The organism is Streptomyces sp. NPDC020898, from assembly GCF_044333925.1.
Taxonomy (GTDB): Bacteria; Actinomycetota; Actinomycetes; order Streptomycetales; family Streptomycetaceae; genus Streptomyces.
Window position 1 is genome coordinate 83211 of sequence record NZ_JBIRRV010000007.1, and the last position, 25748, is coordinate 108958.

At 70.2% G+C, this 25748-nt stretch carries 22 protein-coding genes and 1 pseudogene; 12 read left to right on the forward strand and 11 right to left on the reverse strand.

Annotated features, from left to right (window positions below; all coding sequences use genetic code 11):
* The first annotated feature begins 3 nt into the window (after positions 1-3).
* The gene (locus tag ACH4TV_RS22880; protein ID WP_398400896.1) at positions 4-516 is read left to right on the forward strand and encodes a GNAT family N-acetyltransferase; all 513 of its coding nucleotides are present in this window, start codon (positions 4-6) and stop codon (positions 514-516) included.
* Between the two features lie 10 nt (positions 517-526).
* On the opposite strand, the gene ACH4TV_RS22885 is transcribed toward ACH4TV_RS22880, so the two are convergent.
* Entirely contained in the window at positions 527-2137 is a 1611-nt protein-coding gene (locus ACH4TV_RS22885) for an AMP-binding protein (protein WP_398400898.1), read from the reverse strand.
* Positions 2134-3804, reverse strand: coding sequence for an AMP-binding protein (locus ACH4TV_RS22890; RefSeq protein ID WP_398400900.1), 1671 nt, complete (start codon positions 3802-3804; stop codon positions 2134-2136). The genes ACH4TV_RS22885 and ACH4TV_RS22890 overlap by 4 nt, the downstream gene beginning before the upstream one ends.
* Before the next feature lie 147 nt (positions 3805-3951).
* On the opposite strand from ACH4TV_RS22890, the gene ACH4TV_RS22895 reads away from it, so the two are divergent.
* The 3 genes from ACH4TV_RS22895 to ACH4TV_RS22905 all read left to right on the forward strand — a co-directional run bounded on the left by ACH4TV_RS22895 (position 3952) and on the right by ACH4TV_RS22905 (position 8904).
* A complete protein-coding gene (locus ACH4TV_RS22895; RefSeq protein ID WP_398400902.1) occupies positions 3952-4788 on the forward strand; it encodes a response regulator transcription factor in 837 nt (278 codons plus the stop codon).
* A 176-nt stretch (positions 4789-4964) separates the two neighbouring features.
* The gene (locus tag ACH4TV_RS22900; RefSeq protein ID WP_398400904.1) at positions 4965-7802 is read left to right on the forward strand and encodes an AAA family ATPase; all 2838 of its coding nucleotides are present in this window, start codon (positions 4965-4967) and stop codon (positions 7800-7802) included.
* Between the two features lie 310 nt (positions 7803-8112).
* Positions 8113-8904, forward strand: coding sequence for a S1 family serine peptidase (locus ACH4TV_RS22905; RefSeq protein ID WP_398400906.1), 792 nt, complete (start codon positions 8113-8115; stop codon positions 8902-8904).
* A gap of 113 nt (positions 8905-9017) precedes the next feature.
* Here ACH4TV_RS22905 and ACH4TV_RS22910 read toward each other — a convergent pair whose 3' ends face one another.
* Positions 9018-10295, reverse strand: coding sequence for a winged helix DNA-binding domain-containing protein (locus ACH4TV_RS22910; protein WP_398400908.1), 1278 nt, complete (start codon positions 10293-10295; stop codon positions 9018-9020).
* Positions 10296-10472: 177 nt separating this feature from the next.
* Between ACH4TV_RS22910 and ACH4TV_RS22915 the strand changes: the two genes are divergently transcribed.
* The 3 genes from ACH4TV_RS22915 to ACH4TV_RS22925 all read left to right on the forward strand — a co-directional run bounded on the left by ACH4TV_RS22915 (position 10473) and on the right by ACH4TV_RS22925 (position 12750).
* Positions 10473-11636, forward strand: a complete 1164-nt coding sequence (locus tag ACH4TV_RS22915; RefSeq protein ID WP_398400909.1) for a magnesium and cobalt transport protein CorA — start codon at positions 10473-10475, stop codon at positions 11634-11636.
* Positions 11637-11942: 306 nt separating this feature from the next.
* On the forward strand, positions 11943-12128 hold the full coding sequence (locus ACH4TV_RS22920; RefSeq protein ID WP_398400911.1) for a hypothetical protein: 186 nt from the start codon (positions 11943-11945) through the stop codon (positions 12126-12128).
* Positions 12129-12597: 469 nt separating this feature from the next.
* On the forward strand, positions 12598-12750 hold the full coding sequence (locus tag ACH4TV_RS22925) for a hypothetical protein (RefSeq protein ID WP_398400913.1): 153 nt from the start codon (positions 12598-12600) through the stop codon (positions 12748-12750).
* 114 nt (positions 12751-12864) lie between these two features.
* Here the strand turns inward: ACH4TV_RS22925 and ACH4TV_RS22930 are convergent, their stop codons facing one another.
* The gene (locus ACH4TV_RS22930; RefSeq protein WP_398400915.1) at positions 12865-13779 is read right to left on the reverse strand and encodes a VOC family protein; all 915 of its coding nucleotides are present in this window, start codon (positions 13777-13779) and stop codon (positions 12865-12867) included.
* Between the two features lie 237 nt (positions 13780-14016).
* Between ACH4TV_RS22930 and ACH4TV_RS22935 the strand changes: the two genes are divergently transcribed.
* Both ACH4TV_RS22935 and ACH4TV_RS22940 read left to right on the forward strand, forming a co-directional pair.
* Positions 14017-14913, forward strand: coding sequence for a fumarylacetoacetate hydrolase family protein (locus ACH4TV_RS22935; protein ID WP_398400916.1), 897 nt, complete (start codon positions 14017-14019; stop codon positions 14911-14913).
* Complete coding sequence (locus ACH4TV_RS22940) at positions 14910-16019, forward strand: alcohol dehydrogenase catalytic domain-containing protein (RefSeq protein WP_398400918.1); 1110 nt, start codon at positions 14910-14912, stop codon at positions 16017-16019. Before ACH4TV_RS22935 ends, ACH4TV_RS22940 begins: the two co-directional genes overlap by 4 nt.
* A gap of 169 nt (positions 16020-16188) precedes the next feature.
* Here ACH4TV_RS22940 and ACH4TV_RS22945 read toward each other — a convergent pair whose 3' ends face one another.
* The 6 genes from ACH4TV_RS22945 to ACH4TV_RS22970 form a co-directional block, all read right to left on the reverse strand.
* Positions 16189-16995, reverse strand: a complete 807-nt coding sequence (locus ACH4TV_RS22945; RefSeq protein WP_398400920.1) for a GntR family transcriptional regulator — start codon at positions 16993-16995, stop codon at positions 16189-16191.
* Positions 16996-17148: 153 nt separating this feature from the next.
* Positions 17149-18027: an ABC transporter substrate-binding protein gene (locus tag ACH4TV_RS22950; protein ID WP_398400922.1), complete on the reverse strand. Its 879-nt coding sequence runs from the start codon at positions 18025-18027 to the stop codon at positions 17149-17151.
* An 18-nt stretch (positions 18028-18045) separates the two neighbouring features.
* Positions 18046-18663: a nuclear transport factor 2 family protein gene (locus ACH4TV_RS22955; protein ID WP_398400924.1), complete on the reverse strand. Its 618-nt coding sequence runs from the start codon at positions 18661-18663 to the stop codon at positions 18046-18048.
* Between the two features lie 206 nt (positions 18664-18869).
* Positions 18870-20084: an FAD-dependent monooxygenase gene (locus tag ACH4TV_RS22960; RefSeq protein ID WP_398400926.1), complete on the reverse strand. Its 1215-nt coding sequence runs from the start codon at positions 20082-20084 to the stop codon at positions 18870-18872.
* Complete coding sequence (locus ACH4TV_RS22965; protein WP_398400928.1) at positions 20081-20992, reverse strand: dioxygenase; 912 nt, start codon at positions 20990-20992, stop codon at positions 20081-20083. Before ACH4TV_RS22965 ends, ACH4TV_RS22960 begins: the two co-directional genes overlap by 4 nt.
* Positions 20992-22071, reverse strand: coding sequence for a maleylacetate reductase (locus ACH4TV_RS22970; RefSeq protein WP_398401608.1), 1080 nt, complete (start codon positions 22069-22071; stop codon positions 20992-20994). The genes ACH4TV_RS22965 and ACH4TV_RS22970 overlap by 1 nt, the downstream gene beginning before the upstream one ends.
* Positions 22072-22358: 287 nt before the next feature.
* Here ACH4TV_RS22970 and ACH4TV_RS22975 point away from each other — a divergent pair.
* The 3 genes and pseudogenes from ACH4TV_RS22975 to ACH4TV_RS22985 all read left to right on the forward strand — a co-directional run.
* Positions 22359-22493 (forward strand): annotated as a pseudogene (locus tag ACH4TV_RS22975) (helix-turn-helix domain-containing protein); the annotation flags it as partial.
* A gap of 87 nt (positions 22494-22580) precedes the next feature.
* Positions 22581-23072 (forward strand): IclR family transcriptional regulator, encoded by a 492-nt coding sequence (locus ACH4TV_RS22980; RefSeq protein ID WP_398400930.1) that lies wholly within the window; start codon positions 22581-22583, stop codon positions 23070-23072.
* A gap of 248 nt (positions 23073-23320) precedes the next feature.
* On the forward strand, positions 23321-24709 hold the full coding sequence (locus ACH4TV_RS22985) for an MFS transporter (protein WP_398400932.1): 1389 nt from the start codon (positions 23321-23323) through the stop codon (positions 24707-24709).
* Positions 24710-24850: 141 nt separating this feature from the next.
* Here ACH4TV_RS22985 and ACH4TV_RS22990 read toward each other — a convergent pair whose 3' ends face one another.
* Positions 24851-25738, reverse strand: coding sequence for a LysR substrate-binding domain-containing protein (locus ACH4TV_RS22990; RefSeq protein WP_398400934.1), 888 nt, complete (start codon positions 25736-25738; stop codon positions 24851-24853).
* Positions 25739-25748 lie beyond the last annotated feature (10 nt).

A 25748-nucleotide genomic window follows, 5' to 3' on the forward strand; every position in this document is an offset into this window, starting at 1 on the left:
CGGATGCGCATCCGCCCCGCGACATCCGACGAACTCCCCGTGCTCCGCGCCCTCGAACGCGCCGCCGGCTCTCCCTTCCGCGACCTCGACCTGCCCGGCATCGCGGAGATCTCGGACGACGAGCCGCCCGCCCTCGACGTGCTGGAGAGACACCGGCAGGCAGGTCACGCCTGGGTCGCGGTGGACGACCAGAACCGTCCCGTCGCCTATCTGATCGCCGAACCGGTGGACGGCGCCCTCCACGTCGAACAGGTCTCCGTCCACCCCGACTTCGCGCACCGGCGCATCGGCGAGGCCCTCCTCGCGTACGCCGCCGAGCGCGCCGCTGACGAGTGCCTGAGCGGTCTCACCCTGACCACGTTCACCGACGTCCCGTGGAACGCGCCCTACTACGCCCGCCTGGGCTTTCACCCCCTCGGCGAAGCCGAACTCACCCCGGGGCTGCGGAAGATCCGCGCCGCGGAGGCCGAGGCCGGCCTGGACCGCTGGCCCCGCGTCTGTATGCGCAGGCCCTGAAGCACCACCGTCACGCGTCCTCCACGGCGACGGCGTACCGCTCCCGCAGCTCCACCTTGCGCACCTTCCCCGACACCGTCATCGGGAAGGCGTCCAGCACCTGCAAGCGGCTCGGGATCTTGTAGTGGGCCAACCGCCCCTCGCAGAAGGCGCGCAGCTCGGCCAGGGTGAGCGGTTCGGCCGTCGCGTCGTGCGGGATGACACAGGCGAGGACCTCCTCGCCGTACCGCTCGTGCGGCACGCCGACCACCTGGACGTCGGCGATCTTCGGATGGCCGTACAGGAACTCCTCGATCTCGCGCGGGTAGATGTTCTCGCCACCCCGGATGATCATGTCCTTGATGCGGCCGACGATCTCGACGTAGCCGTCCTCGCGCATCACCGCCAGGTCACCCGTGTGCATCCAGCGGCCGGCGTCGACCGACTCGGCCGTCTTCTCGGGCTGCTGCCAGTAGCCGAGCATCACGCTGTAGCCGCGGGTGCACAACTCCCCTGCCACGCCGCGTGGTTGGGTCGCGCCGTTCGCCGGGTCGACGACCTTGACCTCGACGTGCGGGAGGACCCGGCCGACCGTGCCCGTGCGGTGTTCCAGGTCGTCGTCCCGGCGGGTCTGGAGGGAGACCGGGGAGGTCTCCGTCATGCCGTAGCAGATGGACACCTCGGCCATGTGCATCTCGGCAACCACCCGTTTCATCACCTCGACCGGGCAGGGCGAGCCCGCCATGATGCCGGTGCGCAGGGAGGAGAGGTCGTATGTCGCGAAGTCGGGGAGGTTCAGCTCCGCGATGAACATGGTCGGGACGCCGTACAGCGAGGTGCAGCGTTCCTGCGCCACCGCCCGTAGTGTGGCCGCCGGTTCGAAGGACGGGGCCGGGATCACGATGCACGCACCGTGCGAAGTGGCCGCGAGGTTGCCCATCACCATGCCGAAGCAGTGGTAGAAGGGCACCGGAACACACACCCGGTCCTGCTCGGTGTAGCCGATCAACTCCCCGACGAAATAACCGTTGTTGAGGATGTTGTGGTGGGAGAGCGTGGCCCCTTTCGGGAAGCCCGTCGTCCCGGACGTGTACTGGATGTTGATCGGGTCGTCGCAGGACAGGTCCTCGTAGGGACCGTGGTCCGGGTTCCCGCGCCCGAGCAGCGCCTCCCAGCTCGGGTCGCCGATGTACACGACCTCACGCAACTCCGGGCACCTGCCGCGTACTTGCCCCACCATTGCCTGGTAGTCACTGCTCTTGTGGCGGAGCGAGGCGAAGAGCACCGAAACGCCGGCCTGCTTGAGGACGTACTCGACCTCGTGCGTGCGGTACGCCGGGTTGATGTTCACCATGATCGCGCCGATGCGTGCGGTGGCGTACTGGACGAGCACCCACTCGGGGCAGTTGATCGCCCAGATCCCCACCCGGTCGCCCTTGGCCACCCCGCCGGCCACCAGCGCCCGCGCCAACTCGTCGATATCCGCGCCGAATTGAGCGTACGTCCAGCGCCGCCCCGAGGGCACGTCGACGAGTGCCTCGCGCTCCGGCCAGGTGGCGACCGCCCGGTCCAGGTTGGCGCCGATCGTGTCGCCGAGGAGGACGGTTCCGCTCGTCCCGTGCGTGTAGGAAAGGTCGCTCACCGGAAGTCCTCCTCGCGGTACTCGTCCGCCGAACCCGCCGCCGTCGCCTCGCGCAGCTCGATGCGGCGGATCTTGCCGGACACGGTCTTGGGCAGCTCGCCGAACTCCAGGCGGCGCAGGCGTTTGTAGGGGGCGAGAACCTCACGCGAGTGCTCGAACAGCACCTTCGCGGTGTCGGGTCCCGGTTCCCAGCCCGCCGCCAGGACGACGTACGCCTTCGGTACGGCGAGGCGCAGTGCGTCCGGCGCGGGCACCACCGCCGCCTCGGCCACCGCCTCGTGCTCCAGCAGGGCGCTCTCCAGCTCGAAGGGGGAGATCTTGTAGTCGGAGGCCTTGAAGACGTCGTCGGCCCGGCCGACGTACGTGATGTAGCCGTCCTCGTCGCGCGAACCGATGTCCCCGGTGCGGTAGAAGCCGCCGGCCATCGCCTCCGCCGTGAGGTCCGCGTCGCCGTGGTAGCCGGTCATCAGACCCACCGGGCGGTCGGACAGGTCGAGCGCGATCTCGCCCTCGCCCACGCCCGGTTCACCCGAGACCGGGTCGAGGAGAACGACCTTGTAGCCGGGGCTCGGGCGGCCCATGGAGCCCGTCTTCAGCGGCTGGCCGGGGCTGTTGGAGACCTGGACGGCGGTCTCCGTCTGGCCGAAGCCGTCCCGGATCGTGACACCCCAGAAGCGGCGCACCTGTTCGATGACCTCGGGGTTGAGCGGTTCACCGGCGGCCACGACCTCGCGGGGCGGGGTGCGCAGCTGGGTCAGGTCGGCCTGGATGAGCATGCGCCAGACGGTCGGCGGGGCGCAGAACGTGGTGACGCCCGCGCGGTCCATCTCCGCCATCAGACGGGCCGGGTCGAAGCGGGTGTAGTTGTGGATGAAGACGGTCGCCTCGGCGATCCAGGGCGCGAAGAGGTTGGACCAGGCGTGCTTGGCCCAGCCGGGCGAGGAGATGTTCAGGTGCACGTCGCCGGGCTTGAGGCCGATCCAGTACATGGTCGCCAGATGCCCGACGGGGTACGACGCGTGGGTGTGCTCGACCAGTTTGGGGCGGGCTGTCGTGCCCGAGGTGAAGTAGAGCATCAGGGGGTCGTCGCTGTGGGTGGGCCCGTCCGGCGTGAACTCCGCGGGCGCGTCGTACGCGTCCTCGTACGACTGCCAGCCCTCGCCGGCACCGCCCACCGCGATCCGGGTGTAGCGGCCGGGCACCTCGTCGAACTTGCCGGTGTCCTCGGCGCGGACCAGGACGTGCGCGACCCGGCCGCGCTCCACGCGGTCGCGCAGGTCGGCGGGGCCGAGCAGCGGGGTGGCGGGGATGACGACGGCCCCGATCTTCATCGCGGCGAGGGCCGTCTCCCACAGCTCCGTCTGGTTGCCGAGCATGACGAGGACGCGGTCCTCGCGGCGGACACCGCGCCCGCGCAGCCAGTTGGCGACCCGGTGGGAGCGGGCGGACATCTCGGCGAAGGACAGCCTGGCCTCGGAGCCGTCCTCCTCGACGATGTGCAGGGCGGTGCGCTCGTTCCCGTCCGCGATGACGTCGAACCAGTCCAGGGCCCAGTTGAAGCGCTCCGGGCGGGGCCAGTCGAACCCCTCGTACGCGGCGGCGTAGTCCTCCCGGTGGGCCAGCAGGAAGTCCCGCGCCTCGCGGAAGCTGTCGGTCACCGTGGTCATCCGTCCTCCTCGGTCCCGGACCATTGCCGGGCGGCACTCTGACATCGTGTAATCCGTGATGCTGGTCTCACTACCCCCGAAAGGGGGTGAGCGCCACGTAGGACCGGCATACACACCACGAGCGGGCCGCGACGAAGGGGCGATGACGTGGCAGCAGACACAGCCGAGGCAGTAGAGGTCCAGCGGGCTCTGACCCGGCTACGACGGGCGACGGGGCTACCGGTCGCCTTCGGCGGCCTGGTGGAGTCCGGGCGCCGGCACATGCGCATCAGCGAACTGAGCGGCAACTCCACCCAGTCGCTGCGCGCACTCGCGGTGATCTCCGGCAACGGTCTGGGCGGTAAGGCGGTGGCCATGGCCCGCCCGTGCGTGGTGACGGACTACTCCGTCTCCCGGCAGATCAGCCACGAGTACGACATCCCGGTCGCCGCCGAGGGCCTGCGCTCCGTGGTCGCGGTCCCCGTCGTCGTACGGCGCCGGGTGCGCGGAGTCCTGTACGGCGCCCTGCGCACCGCCCAGCCCCTCGGCGACCGCACGATCAACGCGGCGGTCGAGGCGGCCCGGGACGTGGAGCAGGCGCTCGTCGTACGGGACGAGGCGCGGGAGCTGCTGGCGACGGTGCGGCGGGAGCCCGTCGGTGACCGGACGCCGGGCGACGGGGCGTGGGAGCAGGTGCGGGAGGCGCACGCGGCGCTGCGTGCGCTGGCCTCGCGTATCGCCGACCCGACACTGCGGAGCGAGTTGCTCGACGCGTGCGGGCTGCTGTCCCCCGGGCCGCCTCCGGGCGAGGTCGGGCTCGCGCCCCGTGAACTGGACGTCCTCACGTGTATCGCCTCGGGGGCGACCAACGCGGTCACCGCGGACCGGCTGGGGCTGCGCCCGGAGACGGTGAAGGGCTATCTGCGCTCGGCGATGCGCAGACTGGGCGCCCACTCACGCTGGGAGGCGGTCGTGGCGGCCCGGCGGGCGGGGCTGCTGCCCTGAGACTCGACCCGACCCAGCCCGTCACGCTCCGCACACGCATACGGGTTATTCACTTGCAAGTGAGGTGAATTTCCCCATGCCTCAACCGTCCTGTTACGTGCTTCACCACGCTGCCGGTCCGATTTTCAAAGATCTGTTGCCTAATATTGGGGCCCACACGACACAGGAGGGGAGCGGTGACCGTGCGACGGGACCTCCAGGAGTCTGCCCGATGCCGCTCTGACCTGCTCATAGGCCGGGACGAAGCACTCATCGGAGCGCGCGAGCAGCTTTCGCGGGGCGGAAGCGTGCTGGTGCACGGACCGGCCGGAATAGGAAAGTCGACCGTCCTGCGGACATTGGCCGCGGAGTACGGCGAATCGGCACGGACCGTGCTGCGCTGCTCCGCCACCGAGTCCGAATCCCATCTCCCCTTCCTCGCGTTGGCCGATCTTCTCGGTCTCGCCCTCGACGAGGTGTCCGGCCGGCTGCCCGTAGCGCAGCGTGTCGCCCTGGAGTCGGCGCTCACCGGCCGGGGCGAGTCCACACTCCAGCGCGACGGCCTCGCGCTGCGTCTGGCCGTACTGTCCGCGCTGCGCGCGCTGGCCGCCAAGGGCCCCGTCCTCGTCGTCGCCGACGACCTCCAGTGGCTGGACACCGCGAGCACCGAACTGCTCGGCTTCGCCGCCCGCCGGCTGGGCGACGACCCCGTCCGGATGGTGTTCGCCGGGCGGACGGACGGACAGGAGTACGACCGCTATCTACGCGCGTCTACTCCCGACACCCTCGCGGTCCGGGTGAACCCGCTGACCCGCACCCAGGTGTCCGCGCTCCTCGACGTCCGGGGCTACACGGGCCTGCCGCGTTCGACCGTGCGGGAGATCCACCGCACCAGCGCCGGCAACCCGCTGTACGCCCTCGAACTGGGCCGCGCCCTGGCCGAGAACCCCACTCCCCCGCGCCCGGGCGAACCGCTGCCGGTGCCGACCTCGCTGCGCGCCCTGGTCCTCAGCCGCCTGGAGATGCTGTCGGACGACGCCCGCCGCACCCTCCTCGTGGTGAGCGCCGGCGCCCGCCCCACCCTGGCCCTGCTGCACGAGGCCGGCCGCGAGAACGCCGAGGCCGAGACCGCCCAGGCCACCGCGCTCGGACTGCTGGCGACCGAGCCCGAGGGGTCGGCCGTACGGTTCGCGCATCCCCTCGTCTCGGCCGCGCTGTACGCGGAGGCGAGCGCCCAGGAGCGCCGGGCCGCGCACGCCGCGCTGTCCACCGCCGCCTCCGACCCCATCGAGCGGGCCCGGCACCTCGCCCTGGCCACCGAGGGCACGGATCCGGAGGTGGCCGCCCGGCTCGCCGAGGCCGCCGCGCTGGCCAGGGACCGCGGAGCGCCCTCGGTGGCCTCCTCACTCGGACTGCTCGCCGTCCGGCACACTCCGGCGGACAGCGTGCCGAGCCCGGACGAGCACCGGTTGCGGGCCGCCGAGGACGCGATCACCGCCGGTGACCTGGACCTCGCACGGGAGATCGCCCGCCAGGTGCTCGCCCGGACCGCGGTGCCCGAGGAACGGGTGCGGGCCTGGATGATCGTGATCGACACGGCGGGCCACGCCATGACGGAGGTCGACGCCGTCTTCCCGCAGGCGCTGGCCGACGCGGGCGACGACCCACGGCTGCTCGGCCTGATCCACTACCAACTGGCCTGGCGGGCGCTGCTCGTGCAGGGCGACTTCGCCGAGTGCCGCGAGGAGGCGGCGCGCGCGGCGGAGCTCGCAGCGCGGGGCGGCGACCGGCACACCGAGCTGATGTCGCTCGCCTTCCAGGCCCAGACCGAGACCCTGATGGGCCACCCGGAGGCGCCCGCGACCATCAAGCGCGCGCTGAAGGAGCCCCAGGACCCGCAGGTGACCGTCCATCACAACGGCATCGGTTCGGCCCGGTTCCGCTGGCTGATCATGAGCGACCAGCTGCCCGAGGCACGGGCCACGGCCACCACCCTGCTGCGCGAGGTGCGCCGGCGCGGGTCGGTCGAGAGCGAGGTCCACTTCCTGCGCGGCCTCGCCGAGACCGAGCTGCGCTGCGGGCACTGCGGCCGGGCGCTCGACCTGGCCCGGGAGAGCCTGCGGCTGGCCCGGGACACCGGCATCGGCGAGGTGGCCTCCGCGATGCTGGCCGCGCTGGCCGAGGCGTCCGGCGGCGACGTGGACCGGGCGCTGGCGCTGGCCCAGGAGGCGGTCGAGCACGCCGAGGAGAACGGCGACCTGCTCTACCTCTCCCGGGGCCAAGCCGCCCTGGGATACGCCCGGTTGGTCGCCGGGGACGCACCGGGCGCCGTGCAGTCGCTGCGCCGGGCACGGGAGTTGGAGCACGATCTCGGCGTCGACGACCCGGCCCGGGGGCGCTGGCAGGGCGACCTCGCGGAGGCTCTCGTCCGCGTCGGCGAGACGGACGAGGCGCAGGAGGTCATCGATGTGTCCCGCGCCCACGCGCTGCGACTCGGGCGGGAGAGCGTGCTCGCCGTGCTCGACCGGGCCGAGGCACAGGTGCGTGCCGCGCGCGGCGAACACGAGGCGGCCCTCGCCCAGTTGACGTCCGCCCAGGACCGACTGGCCAAGCTGGGCTACGGACTTGAGGAGGCGCGCGCCGCCCTCGCCCTGGCCGAACTGCGCGCCGGACTGGCGGGGCCCACCTCCGCGCCCATCCCGGCCCCGACGTCGTACGACGAAGCGGCGCGGCTGTTCAGACGCTCCCGCGCGCTGCCCTGGCTGCGCCGGGTGGACGCGGCCACCGTGCCCAACCCGGCACCCCAGCCGCTGATGCAGCAGCCGCAGGCCGTCGCCGCGCTCGACGGGCTCGCCGCGATGGAGCGTCAGGTCGCGGCGCTCGTGATGGAGGGCGCGACCAACCGCGAGATCGCCGGCCGTCTCTTCATCAGCGTCAAGACGGTCGAGGCGACGCTCACCCGGGTGTACCGGAAGCTGGGGATCCGGTCTCGGGTGGACATCGTCCGGCTGGCAGCGGGACGCCACCCCAACTGACGCCCACGCACGGCCGTACCGCTTCCCCGCACACGGGTGACAACTGCTCCCGCGTGGACGCCGTACGGCCGTGCGCCTGCGCGGAATCCCACCTTGTGGTCTCACCGTACCGCGCCGTCCACCCCGTACGACCGAGGGTTTTCCCTCCCCCAACTCGCCTAGGGGGTTCCCTCATTGGGAGGGACCTTATCCGGCTCCTACCTTGTGGTTGTGCCGCTCGCCGGGCACACGGGTCAGCACCAACGCCCCGTGCAGCACCCCCCACACCCGCGCGTCCCCCCACCGGTGCAATCCCCAAGAGGAGAACCCCATGTTCGGGCTCGCCCAGGCCAAGAAGGCCGCCGCTGTCATGGTGGCCACCGCTGCCGCCGCCACGACCGCACTGATCGCCTCCCCCAGCGCAGTCGCCGCTCCCCAGCCCATCGTCGGCGGTACCACGACCACCGCGTCGGCGTACCCCTACGTCATGCAGATCACGGACTCCTCGCAGAACCAGTTCTGCGGTGGCACCCTCGTCTCGGCCACCAAGGTCGTGACCGCCGCCCACTGTATGGTCGACGAGACCACGAGCAGCGTCAGAGTCGTCGGCGGCCGCACCTACCGCAACGGCACGAACGGCACGGTCAGCCGGGTCACCGACATCTGGATCCACCCGAGCTACACCGACGCCACCAACGGCGACGACGTGGCCGTGCTGACCCTCGCCACCTCGATGCCGTACACCACGGCGTCCTACGTCACCTCGTCCCAGACGAGCGTGTACGCGGCCGGCACCACCGCCCGCATCATCGGCTGGGGCACCACCTCCTCGAACGGCAGCTCCTCCAACCAGCTGCGCACGGCGACGGTCCCGACCGTCTCCAACGCCAGCTGCACCAGCTCGTACGGCTCCAGCTACATCGCGAGCGACATGGTCTGCGCCGGATACACCGCCGGCGGCACCGACACCTGCCAGGGCGACAGCGGCGGCCCGTTCATGATCGGCGGCGTCCTGGCCGGCATCACTTCCTGGGGCGAGGGCTGCGCCGCGGCCGGCTACCCCGGGGTCTACACCCGGCTGACCACCTTCTCGAACCTGGTAGCGGCCGAGGTCGCGTCGTAACCACCAGAGGTACAGCCACCACAGTCTCCTGAGTACCCCTCAGGTGAATGCCAGGGGGCGTTGCGGACCGGCCACGAGCGGTCCGCAGCGCCCCCTATCCACGTTTCCGGCCGTCATCCTCGTACGACGGTCCCGAACCGGATGCCGTACGCGGCATCCGGGTGCAGCACCCCCAGCATCCGTTCCGCCTCCCCAACTACCGCCGCCCGCTGGTCCTTTGTGAGCCTGCCGAAGGACTCGATGGTGAGCGTGCCGTCCGCCAGCCGCCACAGGCCCGCCAGGAAGCCGTCGACGAGCAGGGTGCAGTGCGCCTGATTTCCCGTCCAGGTACGGCCCTTGAGGTCGGCGGGGACGACGCGGGTGCGGTCGGAGTGGGAGAGGAGCAGGTTGTCGAACTCGGGCAGGAAGCGCGGCGGGGCGGGGGTGTCCGGGTCGGGGCGGGGAGCGTCGGGCAGGTCGAAGAGCTCGGTGCCGTGCTCGTCGCGGAAGGTGAGCAGCCGCGGGCGGAGCCGTTCGAAGGCGTCGCGCAGCCGGGTCAGACCGGCCCAGGTCTGCATGTCCTTCACGGAGGCCGGACCGAAGGCGGCGAGGTAGCGCAGCACGGTCGCGTCCGGGGCCGGGGTCTCCTCGGCCGGCCGGCCCAGCCAGTGCTCGGCGGTGGTGAGGGCGACCTGTCCACTGCGGCCCCACAGGCCACGCGGGGTGACCTGAACGAGCGGGAGCCGGCAACGGGCAGCGACGCCCAGAGCCTGCGGGTCGGCGTCCGGCCACTCGGCGAGGAGCGCCTCGCGCAGCTGCTTCATCGTGCGCGGCCCGTCCTCGCCCTCGACGAGGTCGCGGGCGAGGGTGGTGAGCCGGTCGAGGTCTACGCCCACAAGTCCCTTGCGGAAGTAGGCGAGTTCGCGGTCCCGGGCAGGCTGGACGAGCGGTCGCAGGGTGAGGCAGTCGTCGGCGGTGTGGGTGTGGATGGTCGAACGCATGGTGACGATGCGGACGGCCTCCCGGTCGGCCATGAGCCGGGACAGCTCCTCGGGCCCGAACCCGTCGAGACGGGCGGCGAGCGCGTAGTACGGCGGCTTCACGTTCTGCGCCTGGAGCCCGAGAAGGTGCGCGAGCGCGTCCTTGGCGGACATCGACGACCGGTCGAGAAGCAACTGCCGAGCAAGGGTGGCACGGTTCAGGGCACGAGGGCCGAGGAGAGGGGCGGGGGTGGCGGGGCCGGAACCGGGGGTAACGGGAGCCTGGGCCGCGATTGTTGCCGAGTCCCTCGTCCGGCCGGACTTCGGAGTCGTCTCCGGGCCAGGCTTCGGAGCCGCCTTCCGAGCCGCCCTCGGGGGCTCCTCCAGAGCGGTGTCCGGGGCCGTCGAGGTTGCCTTCGTCGTGTTCCGCATGTTTCGTACGCTAGCCCTACTTGCGGACAGTTTCGGTCCGCAATCCTTACCGCACCCCGTCCGAACGTCTACCCGGCCCGGGGAGCCCACGTCATTTGACCCGTATATCCTGCTCCGTGATCCACCCAGCCGCACCTGAACGCACGTTCGAGCACCGTCGAGACAGGAGCAGCCGCGATGTCCGAGCGACGTGCCCGCCAAGCCTCGAAGAACGGGCGGAAGTCCGCCTGGCGGCGCGCCCTGACGCCGCCCTCCGCACCGCCCGCGCAGTCCGCCGTCCCGCGCAGCGGCCCGCTTCCCCCGGCGCCGGACGAACCGGCCGACAGCATCGTGCACGCGGCCCTCTACCGCGACGGCGTGCGCGTCTCGACGCCCGCCACCCTCGCCGACACCTTCCGCGAGCTGCGCGACGAACCTGACGGCATGGCGTGGATCGGCCTGGCCCGCCCGACAGAGGCCGAACTCCTCTCCCTGGCCGCCGAGTTCGACCTGCATCCACTCGCCGTCGAGGACGCGCTGGAGGCACACCAGCGCCCGAAGCTGGAACGCTACGGCGACACACTCTTCGTCGTCCTGAGCGCCGCCCGCTATCTGGACGCGGTCGAGGAGGTCGACTTCGGCGAGCTGCACGTCTTCATCGGCCCCGACTTCCTGATCACGGTCCGCCACGGCGCTGCCCCGGACCTGTCGGCCGTACGCCGCCGTATGGAGGAGACCCCGGAGCTGCTGAAGCTGGGCCCGGAGGCGGTGCTGTACGCGATCCTGGACGCGGTCGTCGACGGTTACGCACCGGTCGTCGAGGGCGTCCAGAACGACGTCGACGAGATCGAGACCGAGGTCTTCCGGGGCGACCCGGAAGTCTCCCGCCGTATCTACGAACTCTCCCGCGAGATGGTCGAGTTCCAGCGCGCCACCCGCCCCCTGGTCGGCATGCTGCACAGCCTGATGGCAGGCTTCGCGAAGTACGGCACGGACGAGGAACTCCAGCGCTACCTGCGTGACGTGGCCGACCACGTCACCCACACCAGCGAACGCGTCGACGGCTTCCGCCAGGCCCTGACGGACATCCTGACGGTGAACGCCACGCTGGTCACCCAGCAACAGAACGCGGAGATGCGGGCGTTGGCGGAGGCGGGGTTCGAGCAGAACGAGGAGATCAAGAAAATCTCGTCCTGGGCGGCGATCCTCTTCGCTCCGACGCTGGTCGGAACCATCTACGGCATGAACTTCGAGGACATGCCCGAGTTGGGGTGGAGCTTCGGATACCCCTTCGCGATCGGCTTGATGGGGGTCGTCTGCGTGAGTCTGTACGTGATTTTCAAGCGGCGGGACTGGCTCTAGGCCCTCGCGTGACGCTCAGTTCCTGTTCACAGCCACGCCGTGCCGCAGAGCGGCAACAGAGCAGGCTTCTTCTGAGCACATACTCCACCGCTTCGGCACGATGCCTCCGGTCCGCGCCAAGAAGCCGGATTCAACCGACACTGCTGTCGCGGCCGTATGCCGTGAACTGGTCGGCTGATGCTGGAGTTTGGCCGTGCCGGACGACCGATATCCTGTTGACAGGACCTACCAGCCCGTAACCTCGCGACCTTGGGTAAAACGCCAACTACCCATGCTGACCGGCGCGTTGGATGTAACTTCGCCAGTATGAGCAACGACATCCGCATAGACCGTGCCCCGTCCTCCGGGGGCGGCATCCAGATCACGGTCAGCCTTTCCCCCACGGTCTTGGCGAAGCTCCAAAAGGATGGCTCCTGGACAGAGTCCATCAGCGAAGGCCAGGTCACCGGCGACGGACCAGCCATCACCCAGATCGAGTTCAAGGTGGCGTAGGTTTCGCAGCGCGCGAGCGTACGGCCCAGACCCCGGGCGCCTTCGATGGCGAAGCGGCATTCGGACCACTGGGCGCAGCAGCCGGCGGAAGGTGCCGGCGTTGACGACGAACCGCCGCTGGGCCACCTGGTGGCCGACAGGGTCGACCGCTACAGCGGTGTGGGACGACTTGTGGGGACCGACACCGATCAGGATCACAGCCTGGCCTCGCACTCGCTGAGACGGGGAAGGGAGTGCGGTGGGCATCCTGACTTGAAGTCACAGCGTCACCATGATGTTCATGCCTCTGCCGTGCCACACCGCGCGGGGCACCAAGGAGCACTGCGGGCCCGTGTCGACCGACACCCTGGACGCTACGGCTGCAGACCGAGCATCTGGGCCCAGATGAACACGTCAGGAGCCCGGAGCCAACTCGTCAAAGAGTCCCCGTGACAGTCCTGTCCGTCCGGCCGACGACCGACAGGCCCACGTGACCGACAACCCCCGCTTCTTCGCCGAACCGCTGCCGGGCCACACCGAACCGCTCGGACACCCCGGAGGAGCGACGGACACCGGCCCCATAGAGGCCGACACCGAACTCGTCACCGCGCACCTCACCCCGCCGATCGACGACAGCGACTGAACTCCGTCCGGCCCCTACGAGGTCGAGGATCGACGGCGCGGTGGCGGCGGCCAAGAAGGCTGCGAGGAACCCTGTTGCATGCCCGGGGCGTCCGGCGGTCGGGAACGGCGAAACTCAGGCAGGCTTCTCTTCCTGGTTGGTGATGAATTCGGCCGGCATCTCGGGGCTCCAGACGGCGGCCGGGCAGTCCCAGTCGTTCGGCTTCCAGTTCTCGGTGATGCGGTCCATGTCGCCGGAGTACTCGATCCAACTGCCCCAGGGGTCCTGGATGTAGTGGAACAGGTTCGAGCCGAGGGTGTGGCGTCCCAGCCCCCAGCCCTTGGAGTAGCCCGCCGCGGACATGTTCTGCGCGCCCATGGCGATCTGGTCGATGTCGGACACCATCCAACTGGAGTGGTGCAGGCCGGGGTGGGCCGCCGGGACGAAACCGAAGACATGGTGATCGCCGGGGCCCGAGTTCAGGAAGGTGGCGATACCGGGGATGCGATCCGACAGACGGAGCCCGAGCGTGCGGGTGTAGAAGGCCTCGGAGGCGACCAGATCGGAGCTGAAGATCAGCATGTGCCCGAGGCGCTGGGGGCGCGGCTTCGCGTCCGCGTTCAGCCAGCGGGCCTGGTCGACCCGCCGGACGCGGTCGCCGACGTTGGCGTCCTGCGCGTCCGTGGTGCCGAACTCGCGCCAGGAGGCGATCCCCTCGTCACGGAGGTTGATCAGGTTGCCCTCGTGATCCCGCAGCCACAGCCCGCCGGGCACCTCGGCCGGCGCGTCCAGCAGCTTCAGCCCCATGCCCTCGATGTGGCGCTGCCACTCCGGCAGGGAATCCGGTTCCACCGCGAAGGCCACGTGATGGAGCCTCTTGACCGGCCCTTCCATCAGCACCGTCTGATCCTGCTCCCGGCCGTCGCAACGAATCACCACCGCGCTGCCGCGCTCCGCCGTCTCCAGCCCGAACGCGTGGTAAAAGCTCGCACCCGCATCCAGCGAAGGCACTTGGAGTCCGTAGTGCAGGAGGCCTTTGACACGCAACATTGTGTACTCCTCATGGTTCCGGTGGATCCGCGTCACTCACGCGCCACACCACGACAAGTGTGTACACCTACAGAGCGGAACGTCTAGTACCGGGCGGAATCTTTTACACCTCAACCCATTGATCGCGCAATCACCCCCCGTCAGCACTCGTCATGTATCGCGCAACCCTCCCTTCCGCGACCAATGTGTATCCACTATGGTTCTGTTTCCCTGAGAGAGCCGCGTGTCGGAGGAATCATGCAATTTCCTGAATGGTCGCTGGTGCAGTACCGGATGGACGACTCGGAGAAGCTCGCCGTCGGCGTGAGCGTCGGAGGGAGCATCGTCCAAGGGCCGCCCGGGACGGAAGGCCGGTCGCTGATGGAGGTGCTGAGCCGATGGGACTCTCTCGCACCGCTGCTGCGGGAATGGACCCCGGCGGCTTCGGACGTCATCGCCGGTGCCCGGCTCGCTCCCCCGCTCACCTACCCGGGCAAGGTGCTCTGCGCGGGCGCCAACTACTGGGACCACTGTGCCGAGATGGGCGTGGAGCCGCCGGACGAGCTGGGTGATCCGTTCTTCTTCCTCAAGCCGCCCACGACGACCGTGACCGGACCGGGAGACCCTGTACCGCTGCCCTCCTACCCGGGCGCCCGTGTCGACTGGGAGGCGGAACTCGCCGTCGTCATCGGCCGCACCGGCCGCAACCTCTCGCCCGAGCAGGCCCTCGATCACGTGGCCGGCTACCTGGCGGCGAACGACATCTCGGCCAGAGACCGGCTCACCGCCCCCAAGCCGGTGGGCAAACCGTTCACCTACGACTGGGTCGGCCACAAGGGCCAGGACGGCTTCTGCCCGCTCGGCCCGGGAGTCGTGCCCGCCTGGCAGATCCCCGACCCGCAGAACCTGCGGATCCGGTTGAGTGTCAACGGTGTGGTGAAGCAGGACTCCTCGACGGCGCAGATGATGGTGCCGACAGCCGAAGTAGTCGCGGCGGCGAGCCGCCTCACCCGACTCGAGCCCGGGGACGTCATCCTCACCGGCACACCGGCCGGCGTCGGAGCGCCGCGCGGGGAGTTCCTGGCCGCCGGGGACGAGGTCGTCGTCGAGATCGAGCGGATCGGCCGCCTGGAGAACACGGTGGTGACGTCATGAACAACACGGCTACTGAACTGGGCTGGCCGGACCTGCTGCCCGTGCCCGACGTGATGCGGGCCATGGTGTTCCGTCAATTCGGACCACCCGACGTGCTGGAGCAGGCCACGATCGTGACGCCCCGGCCCGGCCCGGGCGAGGTCCTCGTCCAGGTCGCTGCAGTCGGCATCGGCCGCCTGCTCGACCTCACGGCCCGCGCGGGCAACCATCCCTACGCCAAGATCGAGCCGCCCCACGTGCTGGGCGCCGACCATGCGGGCGTCGTCGCCGCTGTGGGAGACGGTGTGGACTCCGTCCGGGTCGGGGACCGCGTGGCGGTGTTTCCCGCAGTCGCCTGCGGCAGCTGCGCCTTCTGCGTGGAGGGCCGCGAGGAAGTCTGTCCAGACCTGGGCGTGATAGGCACCCATCGCCCCGGTGCGTACGCCGAGTACTGCGCGGTGCCCGCGCGCAACGTTCACCGGGTGCCGCACGACATTCCCGCCGCGATGGCGGCATCCCTGGCACTCGTCGGCGCGGTGGCCGCCAACCAGCTGGCCCAGGCGGGGCTGCGCCCCGGGCAGTGGGTACTGGTCCAGGGCGCCGCCTCCGCCCTCGGCTCCACCACCGCCGCCTACGCCCAGCACCTCGGCGCGAGGATCATCGCCACCTCCCGCTCGGCGGAGAAGCGCAAGGCTCTGGCCGCGGGCGGCGCCGAAGTCGTACTCGACACCACCGCCCCCGACCTCGTCGACCGCGTGCGCGAGGCCACCGGCGGTCACGGCGTGGACATCGCCGTCGACAACCTCGGTGACCCGGCGATCTGGGACGCCACCCTCGACACACTGGCCCGCGGCGGCACCGTGGTCACCTCCGGTGCGTTCCTCGGCGGCAAGGTCCAGGTCGATCTGCGGCGCCTGTACTCCGACTGCCACCGCATCATCGGCGTACGCACCGGAAACGCCGCCGCGGTCGACGCGCTGTGGACCGAGGTCGAGCGCGGCTTCCGCGCTGTCGTCGACCGCACCTTCCCCATCGCCCGGGCCGCCGACGCCCACCGCTACATGGAGGACGACAGCAGCCTCGGGCGGGTCGCACTCACTCTGGGCCCCGGCGACTGGGACGCATAGAAACCCGGCCCCGGTCGGTCCGACGGGGGCCTCCGGGTGACGATGAAATGTCGTCACCCCCCATAGCGAGGCCAGGCGACCAGCAGTACCGGGCCGGGCGGGTCGGTTCAAGAAGCAGGGCACCGGAAGGCACCGTCAGCCACCGCCCGCCCGCCGGGCAGACCTGACGTCAGGACTGCCCGTTGCCCGCGATCCCCAGCGCAGTGCGCGTGGCCGCGGGTTCGTACTCCGGGGCGACGTCCGCCAGCACGTTCAAGGCGGTGCGCGCGAGATGGCGAGCCATCACACGCACCGCTTCGTCCTGGTCGCTCAGTCGCAGCGCCTCCAGCAGTGCTTCGTGCTCTGTGTGCGCCCGTGCCCATGAGCTGGGTACGCCCAGTTGGGCCAGCCGGATGTAGCGCTCGCTGTGCTCGCCGAGCGACTCGAGCATTCGCTGCAGATGCGGTCCCACAGCCTGCGTCGGAATGCGGTGGAATTCCCTGTGCGCCGCATGCCACTCGTCCAGCCGGTCGTCCCCCGCCAGTTCCTGCATGCGCTTCAGTGCTTCCGCCATGCGCTGGAGGTCCCCGGGCGCAAGCGACTTGGCCGTCACGCTCACTGCGAGCGCTTCGAGCATGATGCGGGCCCCATAGACGCCGTCGAGGTCCTCCGGGTCCACCGCCCGCACCCTCGCCCGCTGGTCGGGCTGCGCGTCGATGAGCCCCTCTTCCTGGAGGAGCCGGAACGCCTCGCGCATCGGCGTGCGGCTGACGCCCAGTTTCCGTGCCATCTCGGCCTGGAGCAGCGCAGACCCCGGCGGCAGTTCACCGCTGAGGATCATCTGCCGCAGGCGTCCGTGGACGTCAAGGGCGAGTCGGCGTCCGCCCACGGCCGGCCCGGGCATCCCGCCCGTCGACTCGAACGGGACCTGCGACGCATTGCTTCCGTTGTCCGCCGACCGTGGTTCCTCAGGGGTCTCGCCCCTCCTCCTGCTCATACCCGGAGTCTACCCAGGTGTATGCAGTGGTGGTACGCCGAAACCGGCAGGGAGCATTCCCTGCCGGTTCTTCCCTCTATGACCGCCCCAAGGGCGGGGCTGCACTGTATCCACTACCCGAACGTGGTCGCGGTCGCCGTGCCGTCGGGAAGCTCAGCGCTCCGCTCCGGGGCCGATCAGCGACTGGAGCGGGCAGGAGGGCTGCCAGGCCGGAGTGAAACGGCGGCGCAGGTCGGCCACCGCCTCGATGCCGCGCAGGGTCACGTCGGGTGAGGTGGACAATCCTGCGGGCCCGAGGAGGCCGGGTGCCGCAGCCTGGGCGGCGGACTTCGGCAAGCCGTGTCGCACCAGAGCAGCTTCTGTGCCCGACGCCCCGGAGGTCACAAGCTCTGCCGTGCTCGCGCGGCAGACGTCGAGGTAGGCGCGGATGTGCGGCGTGGTGGCGGCTGTGCGCGGCACCACCACCACACCGGTGAGGATGTCGGGTGCCACCTGAAGGTGGCCGCCGAGACGCGGGTATCCCTTCTCCGCGGCAAGGACGTCGAAGGGCGGATGGAGAGTGGTCCCGTCCACAGCGCCTGTCGGCAGTGCCTGGAACCTCTGCAGAGTGCCGCCCACCGAAACGAGTTGCGCGTCGGTGACCGGCGCGCCGACGACATCGGCGAGTACGGCACGCAGGACGAACGCGAAGGCGCTTTGCGCGTTGTCGACCGCCCACCGGTCCGTCGGCAACGGTGAGCCGGGACGCCGGTGCACGGCGAGTTCGCCCATACCCTCGGCCTGGACGGCAACCGGGTCCCGCGTCAGCAGTCCGCGCAGGAGGTGGTCGGGGGAGGTGTGCATGATGTCGTAGTCGCCGTCGTTCCAGCCGGCCATCTGCTGGTCGGAGGAGACGACCTGGACGAGGTCCACCTCCAGTCCTGCCTTCTGGAAGTACCCGGAGTCGAGGGCGTGGTAGAGATGGACGGCGCCCGCGCCGGGGAAGATACCCACGGTCAGGCGTCGGGCGACGGAGTTTTCTGAGCGTTGCATGCGGACCGTTCCTTGGGGTCAGTGGGGATCGCCTGGAGTGCCGGCACCGGCCAGCCACTGCGCCCCTTCACGGTAGAGACGCTGGACGACGTCACCGGTCAGGCCCGGCAGCCCGGCCTTCACCGTGAAGCCGGCCTTGGTCTGCAGGTAACCGAGGTGGCGGTAGCCGACCGGGAAGCGGCGCAGCAACTGCGGGTCCAGGTTGAGCGACGCGGAAGGATCGACCACGTCGAGGCGGTCCTTCTCGTAGATCGGCTGTCGGCGCACGATCTTCCACGCGCCCTCGTGGCGGGCGCAGAAGTCGTAGAAACGTCCCGTGCAGACGACGTCGACCTCCACCCCGTCGACCATGGCCCGCTGGTTGATGGTCATCTTGGTCTGGGCGATGGCGCGGTCACCCACTACGTCGGCGGTGTGTCCGCCGAGGAAGTGCAGGATGCTGACCCCGTTGTCGAATCCCTCCCGGCTCACGGCGATGAAGTCCGTCGCCGGGCCCTGGAACCAGGTGGCTGTCATCCAGCCGTCTGCCGGGTGCCAGACGGTGGCGAACCGTTCCCAGTCGCCTGCGTCACGCCACAGCGCCCAGCTCTCGACGAGTTGACGGATCTCCAAGTGATCCGTCTCGATTGTCGGCATTGAAGACCTCCGTTGCACCGGCGGTGAAACTCAGCGGCGAGTCGGCGACTGCCAGGACGTTGATGGCTGGTCGAGAATCAGTTCCTCCACGCGGAGGCGTACGGAGCCCTTGGCATGGCGTACGACGTTTACCCACCAGTTCACTCACCAGCAGGCCGCCTCGGCCCGGGCCCGGCGTCCCCACTCCGGCGACGCGGACCGAGCACTCACACCGGTGCTTCTCGCAGGGCCAGCTCCGCGTCGTGCCCGTAGATCCAGCCGTTGTGCGCCAAGGGATCCTCGTTCGCGAACGACGCGTCCCTGGCCCGCTGTGCAGGCCCGTCGGGCAGGTGGTTGCTCTCCGCCCTGCCCCGGCTCATCAGCTGCACCCGGGTGGCCCGCGGACGACGGACGTCCTCGTAGCGGCGCAGCGCGGCAGAGGGGTCTTCCGGCTGGTCGGCGAGGCAGCCGGCCAGGACGGCGGCGTCCTCCATCGCCTGCGCCGCCCCCTGCGCGAAGAAGGGGAACATCGGGTGCGCCGCATCGCCCAGCAACGCGACGGGCCCGTTCGTCCAGCGGGGCAGCGGATCCCGGTCGAGCAGCGCCCACCGCCCCACGCGCTCCGCCGCCGCGAGCAGCTCCGTCAGACCCTCGGACCATCCGGCGAACTCGGCGCGCAGGTCCTCGATCCGGCCCTCGGCCGACCAGGACTCCGTCGTCCAGTCGTGTGCGGGCCCGAACGCGACGATGTTGATCTGTGTGCCCGCGGAGATCGGGTAGTGCACGAGGTGGCGGTCCGGGCCGAGCCACAGGGTCTGTACCGGACGGCGTGCGAAAGCCGGCGCGCTCTGGGCCGGTACGAGGGAGCGGTAGGCGCACATGCCCGAGAAACGCGGTGCTTCCGCTTCGGCCACGAACCGACCGACGGTGGTGTGCACGCCGTCGGCACCGATGACGACGTCGGCGACCTCCCGTGATCCGTCGGTGAAGGTCAGCTCGACGCCTTCGTCCAGCCGGTGGAGACCGGCGAGCCGCAGGCCCAGACGCAGCGACGCCTCGGGGACGGCCGACCGCACCGCGTCGAGGAGATCGGCGCGGTGCGCGACGTAGCTCTGCTCACCGAAGCGCCGTTCGCATTCCTCGCCGAGGTCCTGGGAGAAGAGCACGCGCCCGTCCTCCCAGCGCCGGAACTCCCATCCGGCCCGCAGCGGCACCGCGCGTTCCCGGAAGAGATCCAGTCGACCGAGGCTGCCCAGCAGCCGCACGGCGTTGGGAGAGACGACCAGACCGGCACCGACCGCGGTCAGGGCGGGAGCCTGCTCGTACACGGTCGCCCCGATCCCCGCCCGGTGCAGGAAGGCCGCGGTCGCGAGACCGCCGATTCCTCCGCCGATCACGGCTACGCGCAGGTCGGGCGTGTGCTGGTTGTCGTGTCTGTTCATTCGCAGACTCCTGTCTGTGCGGGAGCGAGGACGATGTCGAAGCGGACGCTGGACCAGGCACGGCCTGCCACGTCGCGTCTGTCGGGGGTGGGGGTCGCCGCGGGATGCTCCACGAAGTCGTGGACGAGCGAGTCCTTGACGCCGAACACGGAGTCGGAGGTGAGGAGTTCGTCGCCCCGGACGAAGATGTGGGTGATCAGGGTCCGCTTGCCGTCGGCACGGACGTCGAAGTGCAGGTGCGAGGCGCGCATGGGGGAACGGCCGACCGCGGCCAGCAGCGCACCGACGGGTCCGTCGTGCGGGATCGGGTACGGCGTCGGGGTGATCGCCCAGAACCGGTAGTGGCCCCTCTCGTCGGCGACGAGGTGACCCCGAGCCGCCACGCGGTCGTCGTCGTACTGCACGTCGTAGAAACCGTCCTCGTCGGCTTCCCACACCTCGATGCGCGCACCTGGCACGGGTTCGCCGTCGGTTCCGGTGACCGTGCCCTCGACCCAGCACGGCTGCCCGGCGGCGCCGAAGGAGATGTCCCCGCCCAGCGGGATCTCGGGTGAGCCCTCGACGAAGAACGGCCCGAGCACGGTCGCCTCCGTCGCGTTCGCGTAGGCCTCGTTGTTGATCGCGATCGTCTGCATGGACGCCCCCAGCACGTCCGACAGCAGAATGAACTCCTGCCGTTTGTCGTCGGTGATGTGCCCTGCCGCGGTGAGGAACTCGATCGCGGACGCCCATTCCGCCTCGGTCAGCCGCACCTCGCGCAGGAACGCGTGCAGGTGCCGGGTCAGCGCCTGCGTCAGCTGCTTCAGGCGCGGGTCCTTCGCGGTCTCGAACGAGGCCACGACCTGCTCGACCAGGGCCTGCTCACGCTCCTGCTGCTCGGCAGTCCGGTTCTGCTCACTCGTCAACATCAGTCCTCCATGCCATCGGTCATCGCGCTCGGGTCCGCCCCCCGCCAGGCGGAACGCAGCAGGCGCTGGAGAGAGCCGGCCGTCACCGGACGCGGATTGCCGGCCGGCACCACGTCCAGGACCGCCTGCACCGCGTCGTCGACATCGGACTCCTTCAGCCCGTAGTCGCGCAGCGCCTTCGGCGCGTCCACGGCGTGCCGAAGGCGCTGGAGCCCTTCGATCGCCGACCGCGCTCCGAACGCGGCCGCGATCCGCCGCTCGGCCTCCGGGGCGCGGCGTGCGTTGAAGGCCAGCACGTACGGCAGCACCACCGCGTGGGTCTGGGCGTGAGGCAGGTCGTACCTGCCGCCGAGGACGTGGCAGATCTTGTGGTGCAGCCCCGATCCCGCCGACGAGAACGCCACGGCCGACAGATACGTCCCGTACAGCGTCCGCTCGCGGCCCGGAAGGCCGGCCGGGTCGGCCATCACCGCGGGCAGCCCGGTCGCCAACGCGTGGATCCCCTCCCCTGCCAGCGCCCGGTCGATCGGATCGACGCGTGGGCCCCACATCGCGTCGACGCAGTGCGCCAGCGCGTTCAGCCCCGAGGCGACACTCATCGGCACCGGCAAGGACACGGTCAGCGTCGCGTCGTACACCACCGAGCGGGGCAGGACTCGCGCGTCCACCCCCGTGGTCTTGCGCGCTCGCTCGGTCAGACCCCACACACTCGTGGCCTCCGAGCCCGCGTAGGTGGTGGGGACGGCCACTATGGGCACGTCCGCGGTCAACGCGATCGCCTTCGCCAGTCCGGTGGTGGAGCCCCCACCGACACTGACCAGGCAGTCCACCTCGTGCACGGCCGCGGCGGCACGTGCCCGCTCGGCGACCTCCACGGGAACGTGCATCACCACCTCGCTCCACCGCAGCGCGACCGGAAGGCCGGCGGTGACCTGCTGCGCAAGCTCCTCTTCCGCCGCTGCCGCGATCACCATCACCCGCGTGGCGCCGAGCCGCGCCACCTCGGCCCGTAGCGTCGACGCCGCCTCGCCCGAGGCGAAACACACCCTCTGAGGCAGCGTCTCGTGCTCGAAACGCATCAACGGCCTGTCTGCCGAGTCGGTGTCATGACCGCCGCGGTCCCGCGGCGTCACGGTCATGCGCATGCCCGGCCTCCTTTCATCGGTGAGTGGGACCGGCGGCGACCTCCGCAGCCGACGGCAGCGGCGTCTCCCTCGCGTCATCCCGTGGAGGGCCTCGCCGCCTGGTGGTGAGATTCCGCGATCGGCCTCGCCCGAGTCAGTACGATGTCCGCTGAATGGACATCGAGTAGGGAGCCAAAACGGCCAACAGCAACGACCGCGGGCGCACGGTCACCTCTCGGGCCCTGGCGATCCTGGGGGCGTACACGCCGGAACGCCCGGAGCTGACGCTCGCCCAGATATGCCGGATCACCGGCCTCAGCCACGCCACCGCGCACCGGCTGGCCGGCGAACTGACCGCGTGGGGAGCACTGGAACGTGTCCCCAGTGGCGCCTACGTCATCGGCCTGCGCCTGTGGGAGCTGGGCAGCCTCAACCCACGGGGGCTACCGCTGCGCGTCCGGGCGATGCCGGTGATGGAGGACCTGCACGCCGCCACGCACCAGCACGTACAGCTGGCCGTCCTCGACGGCACCGACGCCCTCGTCGTCGAACGGATCTCCACGACAGGAGCGGTTCCGGTGGTCTCCGGGGTCGGAGGACGGCTGCCCCTGCACGCGTCCGCCGTCGGGCAGATGCTGCTGGCCCACGCCGGCGAGGAGCTGTTCGGCGAGGTCGTACGGCACGGCCTCACCGGCTTCACACCCAGGACCATCACCGATCCCGCCGCACTGCGTGCGGCGTTGGCGGAATGCCGGCGGACCGGCGTCGCCGTCGTGCGCGAGGAGATGAGCCCGGACGCCTACTCGGTGGCGGCACCGATCACCGACTCAAAAGGCCGCGTCATCGCGGCCCTGTCCGTCGTGGGTGCCGATGCCCGGACCCACCTGCTGGTGCCGGCGGTCGTCCTGGCCGGCCGCGGTATCTCGCGAGCCCGGGGGGCCGGCGCCGAGGCGTGAGGTGTTCGCCCTGAGCAGCCCGGTGTGAACTCTAGATGTGCATACACTCACGTTCGTCACATCGCACCAATGTGAGGGCGTAGAGCGATTTCCTGCACGTAACTCTTTACATGCCTGTAGCAGTGTGCACACTTAGCGGTGCGAGGCGAGTAACACACGACGCCGCCAGAACATCGGGAAGAGCCGCCGTCCTCGCCCGAGCGAGAGAACCCTCACCGCAACAGCAGAGCCATGTGAGAGGAACCGTCATGCACGAAGACAGCCGCAGAGGAAGTCGTGGCAACACCACCTGGCCCCCAGTGACACTGCTGGTACTCGCGATCTGTGGGATCACCGTGGTAGCCGACGGGTACGACGTCGTCGTCTACGGCGCGGTGATTCCGTCCCTGCTCCACGAACCCGGGTGGGGCCTCACTCCCGCCGGTGCCGGTCTGATCGGTTCATTCGCTCTCGTCGGGATGCTCATCGGAGCCACGACGGTCGGCACGCTCACCGACACTCTGGGCCGACGCAAGATGCTGATCGGCTGCCTGATCTGGTTCTCGGTGATGACAGGCCTGTGTGCGACGGCCACCTCCCCGGAGGTGTTCGGCCTCTTCCGCTTCCTCGCCGGCCTCGGTCTCGGCGGCGTGCTGCCGACCGCGAGCGCGCTGGTCGGCGAGTACTCGCACCCCAGGACGCGCAACCTGGTCTTCGCGACCCTCTTCAGCGGCTTCCCCGTAGGCGGCATCATCGCCGCCCTCACCGGAATCTTCGTGCTGCCCCGGTTCGGCTGGCAGGTGATGTTCCTCCTCGGCCTCCTCCCGCTGCTCCTCGTCCTGCCGCTGGCCATCAGGTTTCTGCCGGAGTCGATCACGTTCCTCCGGGCGAAGGGGCGGCACGCCGAGGCCGACAGGATCGCGGACCGCTGGAACATCACCTCGGACGACACGCAGCAAGGCGTACCGGCGCCCGAGCAGAGCCCGTCCGGCGGTAGGGACTCGGACAGCATGTCGCCGGTACGGGCACTCTTCTCACGCAGCTACGTCGGAGCGACGGCGTGCTTCCTCGTGATGACATGCCTGTGCCTCTTCATGATCTACGGCTTCAACACCTGGCTCCCGGAGATCATGCGTCGCGCCGGCTACTCCGCGGGCTCCTCGCTCGGCTTCCTCCTCGTGTTCAACATCGGAGCCGTCGTCGGCACGATCGTCATTTCCCTGGCGGCGGACCGATTCGGCTCCAAACCGATCATCACCACGACCTACCTCGTGTCCAGCGTGGCCGTCATACTGCTCAGCCTGCGACTGCCCACGACGGTGCTGTACGCGGCCGTCGCACTGGGTGGCGTCGGGGCGATGGGCACACAGTCGTTCGTCCTCGCCTATGTCTCCAAGCACTATCCGGTACGTATGGGCGCCACAGCGATGGGCTGGACGCTGGGGTTCGGCCGCCTCGGCTCGATGCTCGCCCCTCCGCTGCTCGGGCTCATCATCGGAGCCGGGCTGGCGTTCCAGTGGAACTTCTACGCACTCGCCGTACCCGGCGTCATCGGCGCCCTGCTGGTCGGGCTGGTTCCCCACACACCGGAAGCGGCAGTGGCCCCAGGTCACGAGGGTGTCGGCGGGACCGCGCGTCCCCTCGCGGGGCAGACGTGAGAAACGCGCCCGGGGTGACGCCCGTACAGTCGCCCGACCCTCCTCGCCACCGATAGAGCCGCGCAGTGGGCAGCAGGGCCTCAAAATGAGGCCCTGCTGCCCTGCTCTCCGGGCCGCCGCCGTCGAGGCTCGATCGGCTGCTCACCGCCTCACGCATGCCTCGATGACCGCTGCGACCTGTTCCGCGGCCGGTGAGTTCGGGCCCGCTCGACGCGCCAGACCCAGGTCGACGGTTTCTGTCTCGACGAGCGGCAGGTACGTCACACCGTCGAGGCGGAGACTCTGCACCGACTCCGGGACCAGGGCGACTCCGTGGCCCGCGGCGACGAACACGACCAGCGTCGCGGTCTCGCCGACCTCGACCAGAGCGGAGGGTTCGAAGCCGGCCCGGGCGCACGCTGCGAGGACCCGGCCGTGCATGGAGGAACGGTCACGGGAGGGGTGGACGACGATCGGCTCGTCGGCGAGTGCCGCGAGGGGGATCTCACGGCGGCCTGCCAGCGGATGGCCGGTGGGCAGGACGGCCACCAGCCGTTCGGACCGGAGGGTGGTGACCTCGACGGCGGCGTCCACCGGAGTGTCGGTGCGCAGGAGGGCCAGGTCGTAGCTGCCTGCGAGCAGGCCGTCGACCAGTTCGGGATTGAGCAGCTCACCGCGCAGTTCCAGGGACACGCCCGGCAGTTGCGCGCGTACCGTGCGGGCGATCCGTGGCAGGACGTCGTAGGTGGCGGTGCCAACGAACCCGATGGAGACACGTCCGGTACGGCCGGTGGCGAGCAGAGCCATCTGCTCCTCCGCCCGCTCCACCTCGGCCAGGATCGATCGCACATGGCTGACCAGATGGCGGCCGGCCTCGGTGAGCTCCACGCGCCGTGTGGACCGGGTGAACAGCTGCGTGCCCAGCTGTCGCTCCAGCTGCTTGAGCTGCTGGGAGAGGGCCGACTGGGCCACGTGCAGGCGCTGCGCGGCGCGGCCGAAGTGGCACTCCTCGGCGAGAGCGAGGAAGTAACGGACCTGTCGGAGCTCCATGACCACACCT

Excerpts from the sequence above, each read along its gene's own strand:
- ACH4TV_RS22880 (WP_398400896.1), top strand. The coding sequence starts at position 4 with ATGCGCATCCGCCCCGCGACATCCGACGAACTCCCCGTGCTCCGCGCC.
- ACH4TV_RS22890 (WP_398400900.1), bottom strand. The coding sequence starts at position 3,804 with ATGACCACGGTGACCGACAGCTTCCGCGAGGCGCGGGACTTCCTGCTG.
- ACH4TV_RS22905 (WP_398400906.1), top strand. The coding sequence starts at position 8,113 with ATGTTCGGGCTCGCCCAGGCCAAGAAGGCCGCCGCTGTCATGGTGGCC.
- ACH4TV_RS22910 (WP_398400908.1), bottom strand. The coding sequence starts at position 10,295 with ATGCGGAACACGACGAAGGCAACCTCGACGGCCCCGGACACCGCTCTG.
- ACH4TV_RS22915 (WP_398400909.1), top strand. The coding sequence starts at position 10,473 with ATGTCCGAGCGACGTGCCCGCCAAGCCTCGAAGAACGGGCGGAAGTCC.
- ACH4TV_RS22920 (WP_398400911.1), top strand. The coding sequence starts at position 11,943 with ATGAGCAACGACATCCGCATAGACCGTGCCCCGTCCTCCGGGGGCGGC.
- ACH4TV_RS22930 (WP_398400915.1), bottom strand. The coding sequence starts at position 13,779 with ATGTTGCGTGTCAAAGGCCTCCTGCACTACGGACTCCAAGTGCCTTCG.
- ACH4TV_RS22935 (WP_398400916.1), top strand. The coding sequence starts at position 14,017 with ATGCAATTTCCTGAATGGTCGCTGGTGCAGTACCGGATGGACGACTCG.
- ACH4TV_RS22940 (WP_398400918.1), top strand. The coding sequence starts at position 14,910 with ATGAACAACACGGCTACTGAACTGGGCTGGCCGGACCTGCTGCCCGTG.
- ACH4TV_RS22945 (WP_398400920.1), bottom strand. The coding sequence starts at position 16,995 with ATGAGCAGGAGGAGGGGCGAGACCCCTGAGGAACCACGGTCGGCGGAC.
- ACH4TV_RS22950 (WP_398400922.1), bottom strand. The coding sequence starts at position 18,027 with ATGCAACGCTCAGAAAACTCCGTCGCCCGACGCCTGACCGTGGGTATC.
- ACH4TV_RS22955 (WP_398400924.1), bottom strand. The coding sequence starts at position 18,663 with ATGCCGACAATCGAGACGGATCACTTGGAGATCCGTCAACTCGTCGAG.
- ACH4TV_RS22960 (WP_398400926.1), bottom strand. The coding sequence starts at position 20,084 with ATGAACAGACACGACAACCAGCACACGCCCGACCTGCGCGTAGCCGTG.
- ACH4TV_RS22965 (WP_398400928.1), bottom strand. The coding sequence starts at position 20,992 with ATGTTGACGAGTGAGCAGAACCGGACTGCCGAGCAGCAGGAGCGTGAG.
- ACH4TV_RS22970 (WP_398401608.1), bottom strand. The coding sequence starts at position 22,071 with ATGCGTTTCGAGCACGAGACGCTGCCTCAGAGGGTGTGTTTCGCCTCG.
- ACH4TV_RS22980 (WP_398400930.1), top strand. The coding sequence starts at position 22,581 with ATGCCGGTGATGGAGGACCTGCACGCCGCCACGCACCAGCACGTACAG.
- ACH4TV_RS22985 (WP_398400932.1), top strand. The coding sequence starts at position 23,321 with ATGCACGAAGACAGCCGCAGAGGAAGTCGTGGCAACACCACCTGGCCC.
- ACH4TV_RS22990 (WP_398400934.1), bottom strand. The coding sequence starts at position 25,738 with ATGGAGCTCCGACAGGTCCGTTACTTCCTCGCTCTCGCCGAGGAGTGC.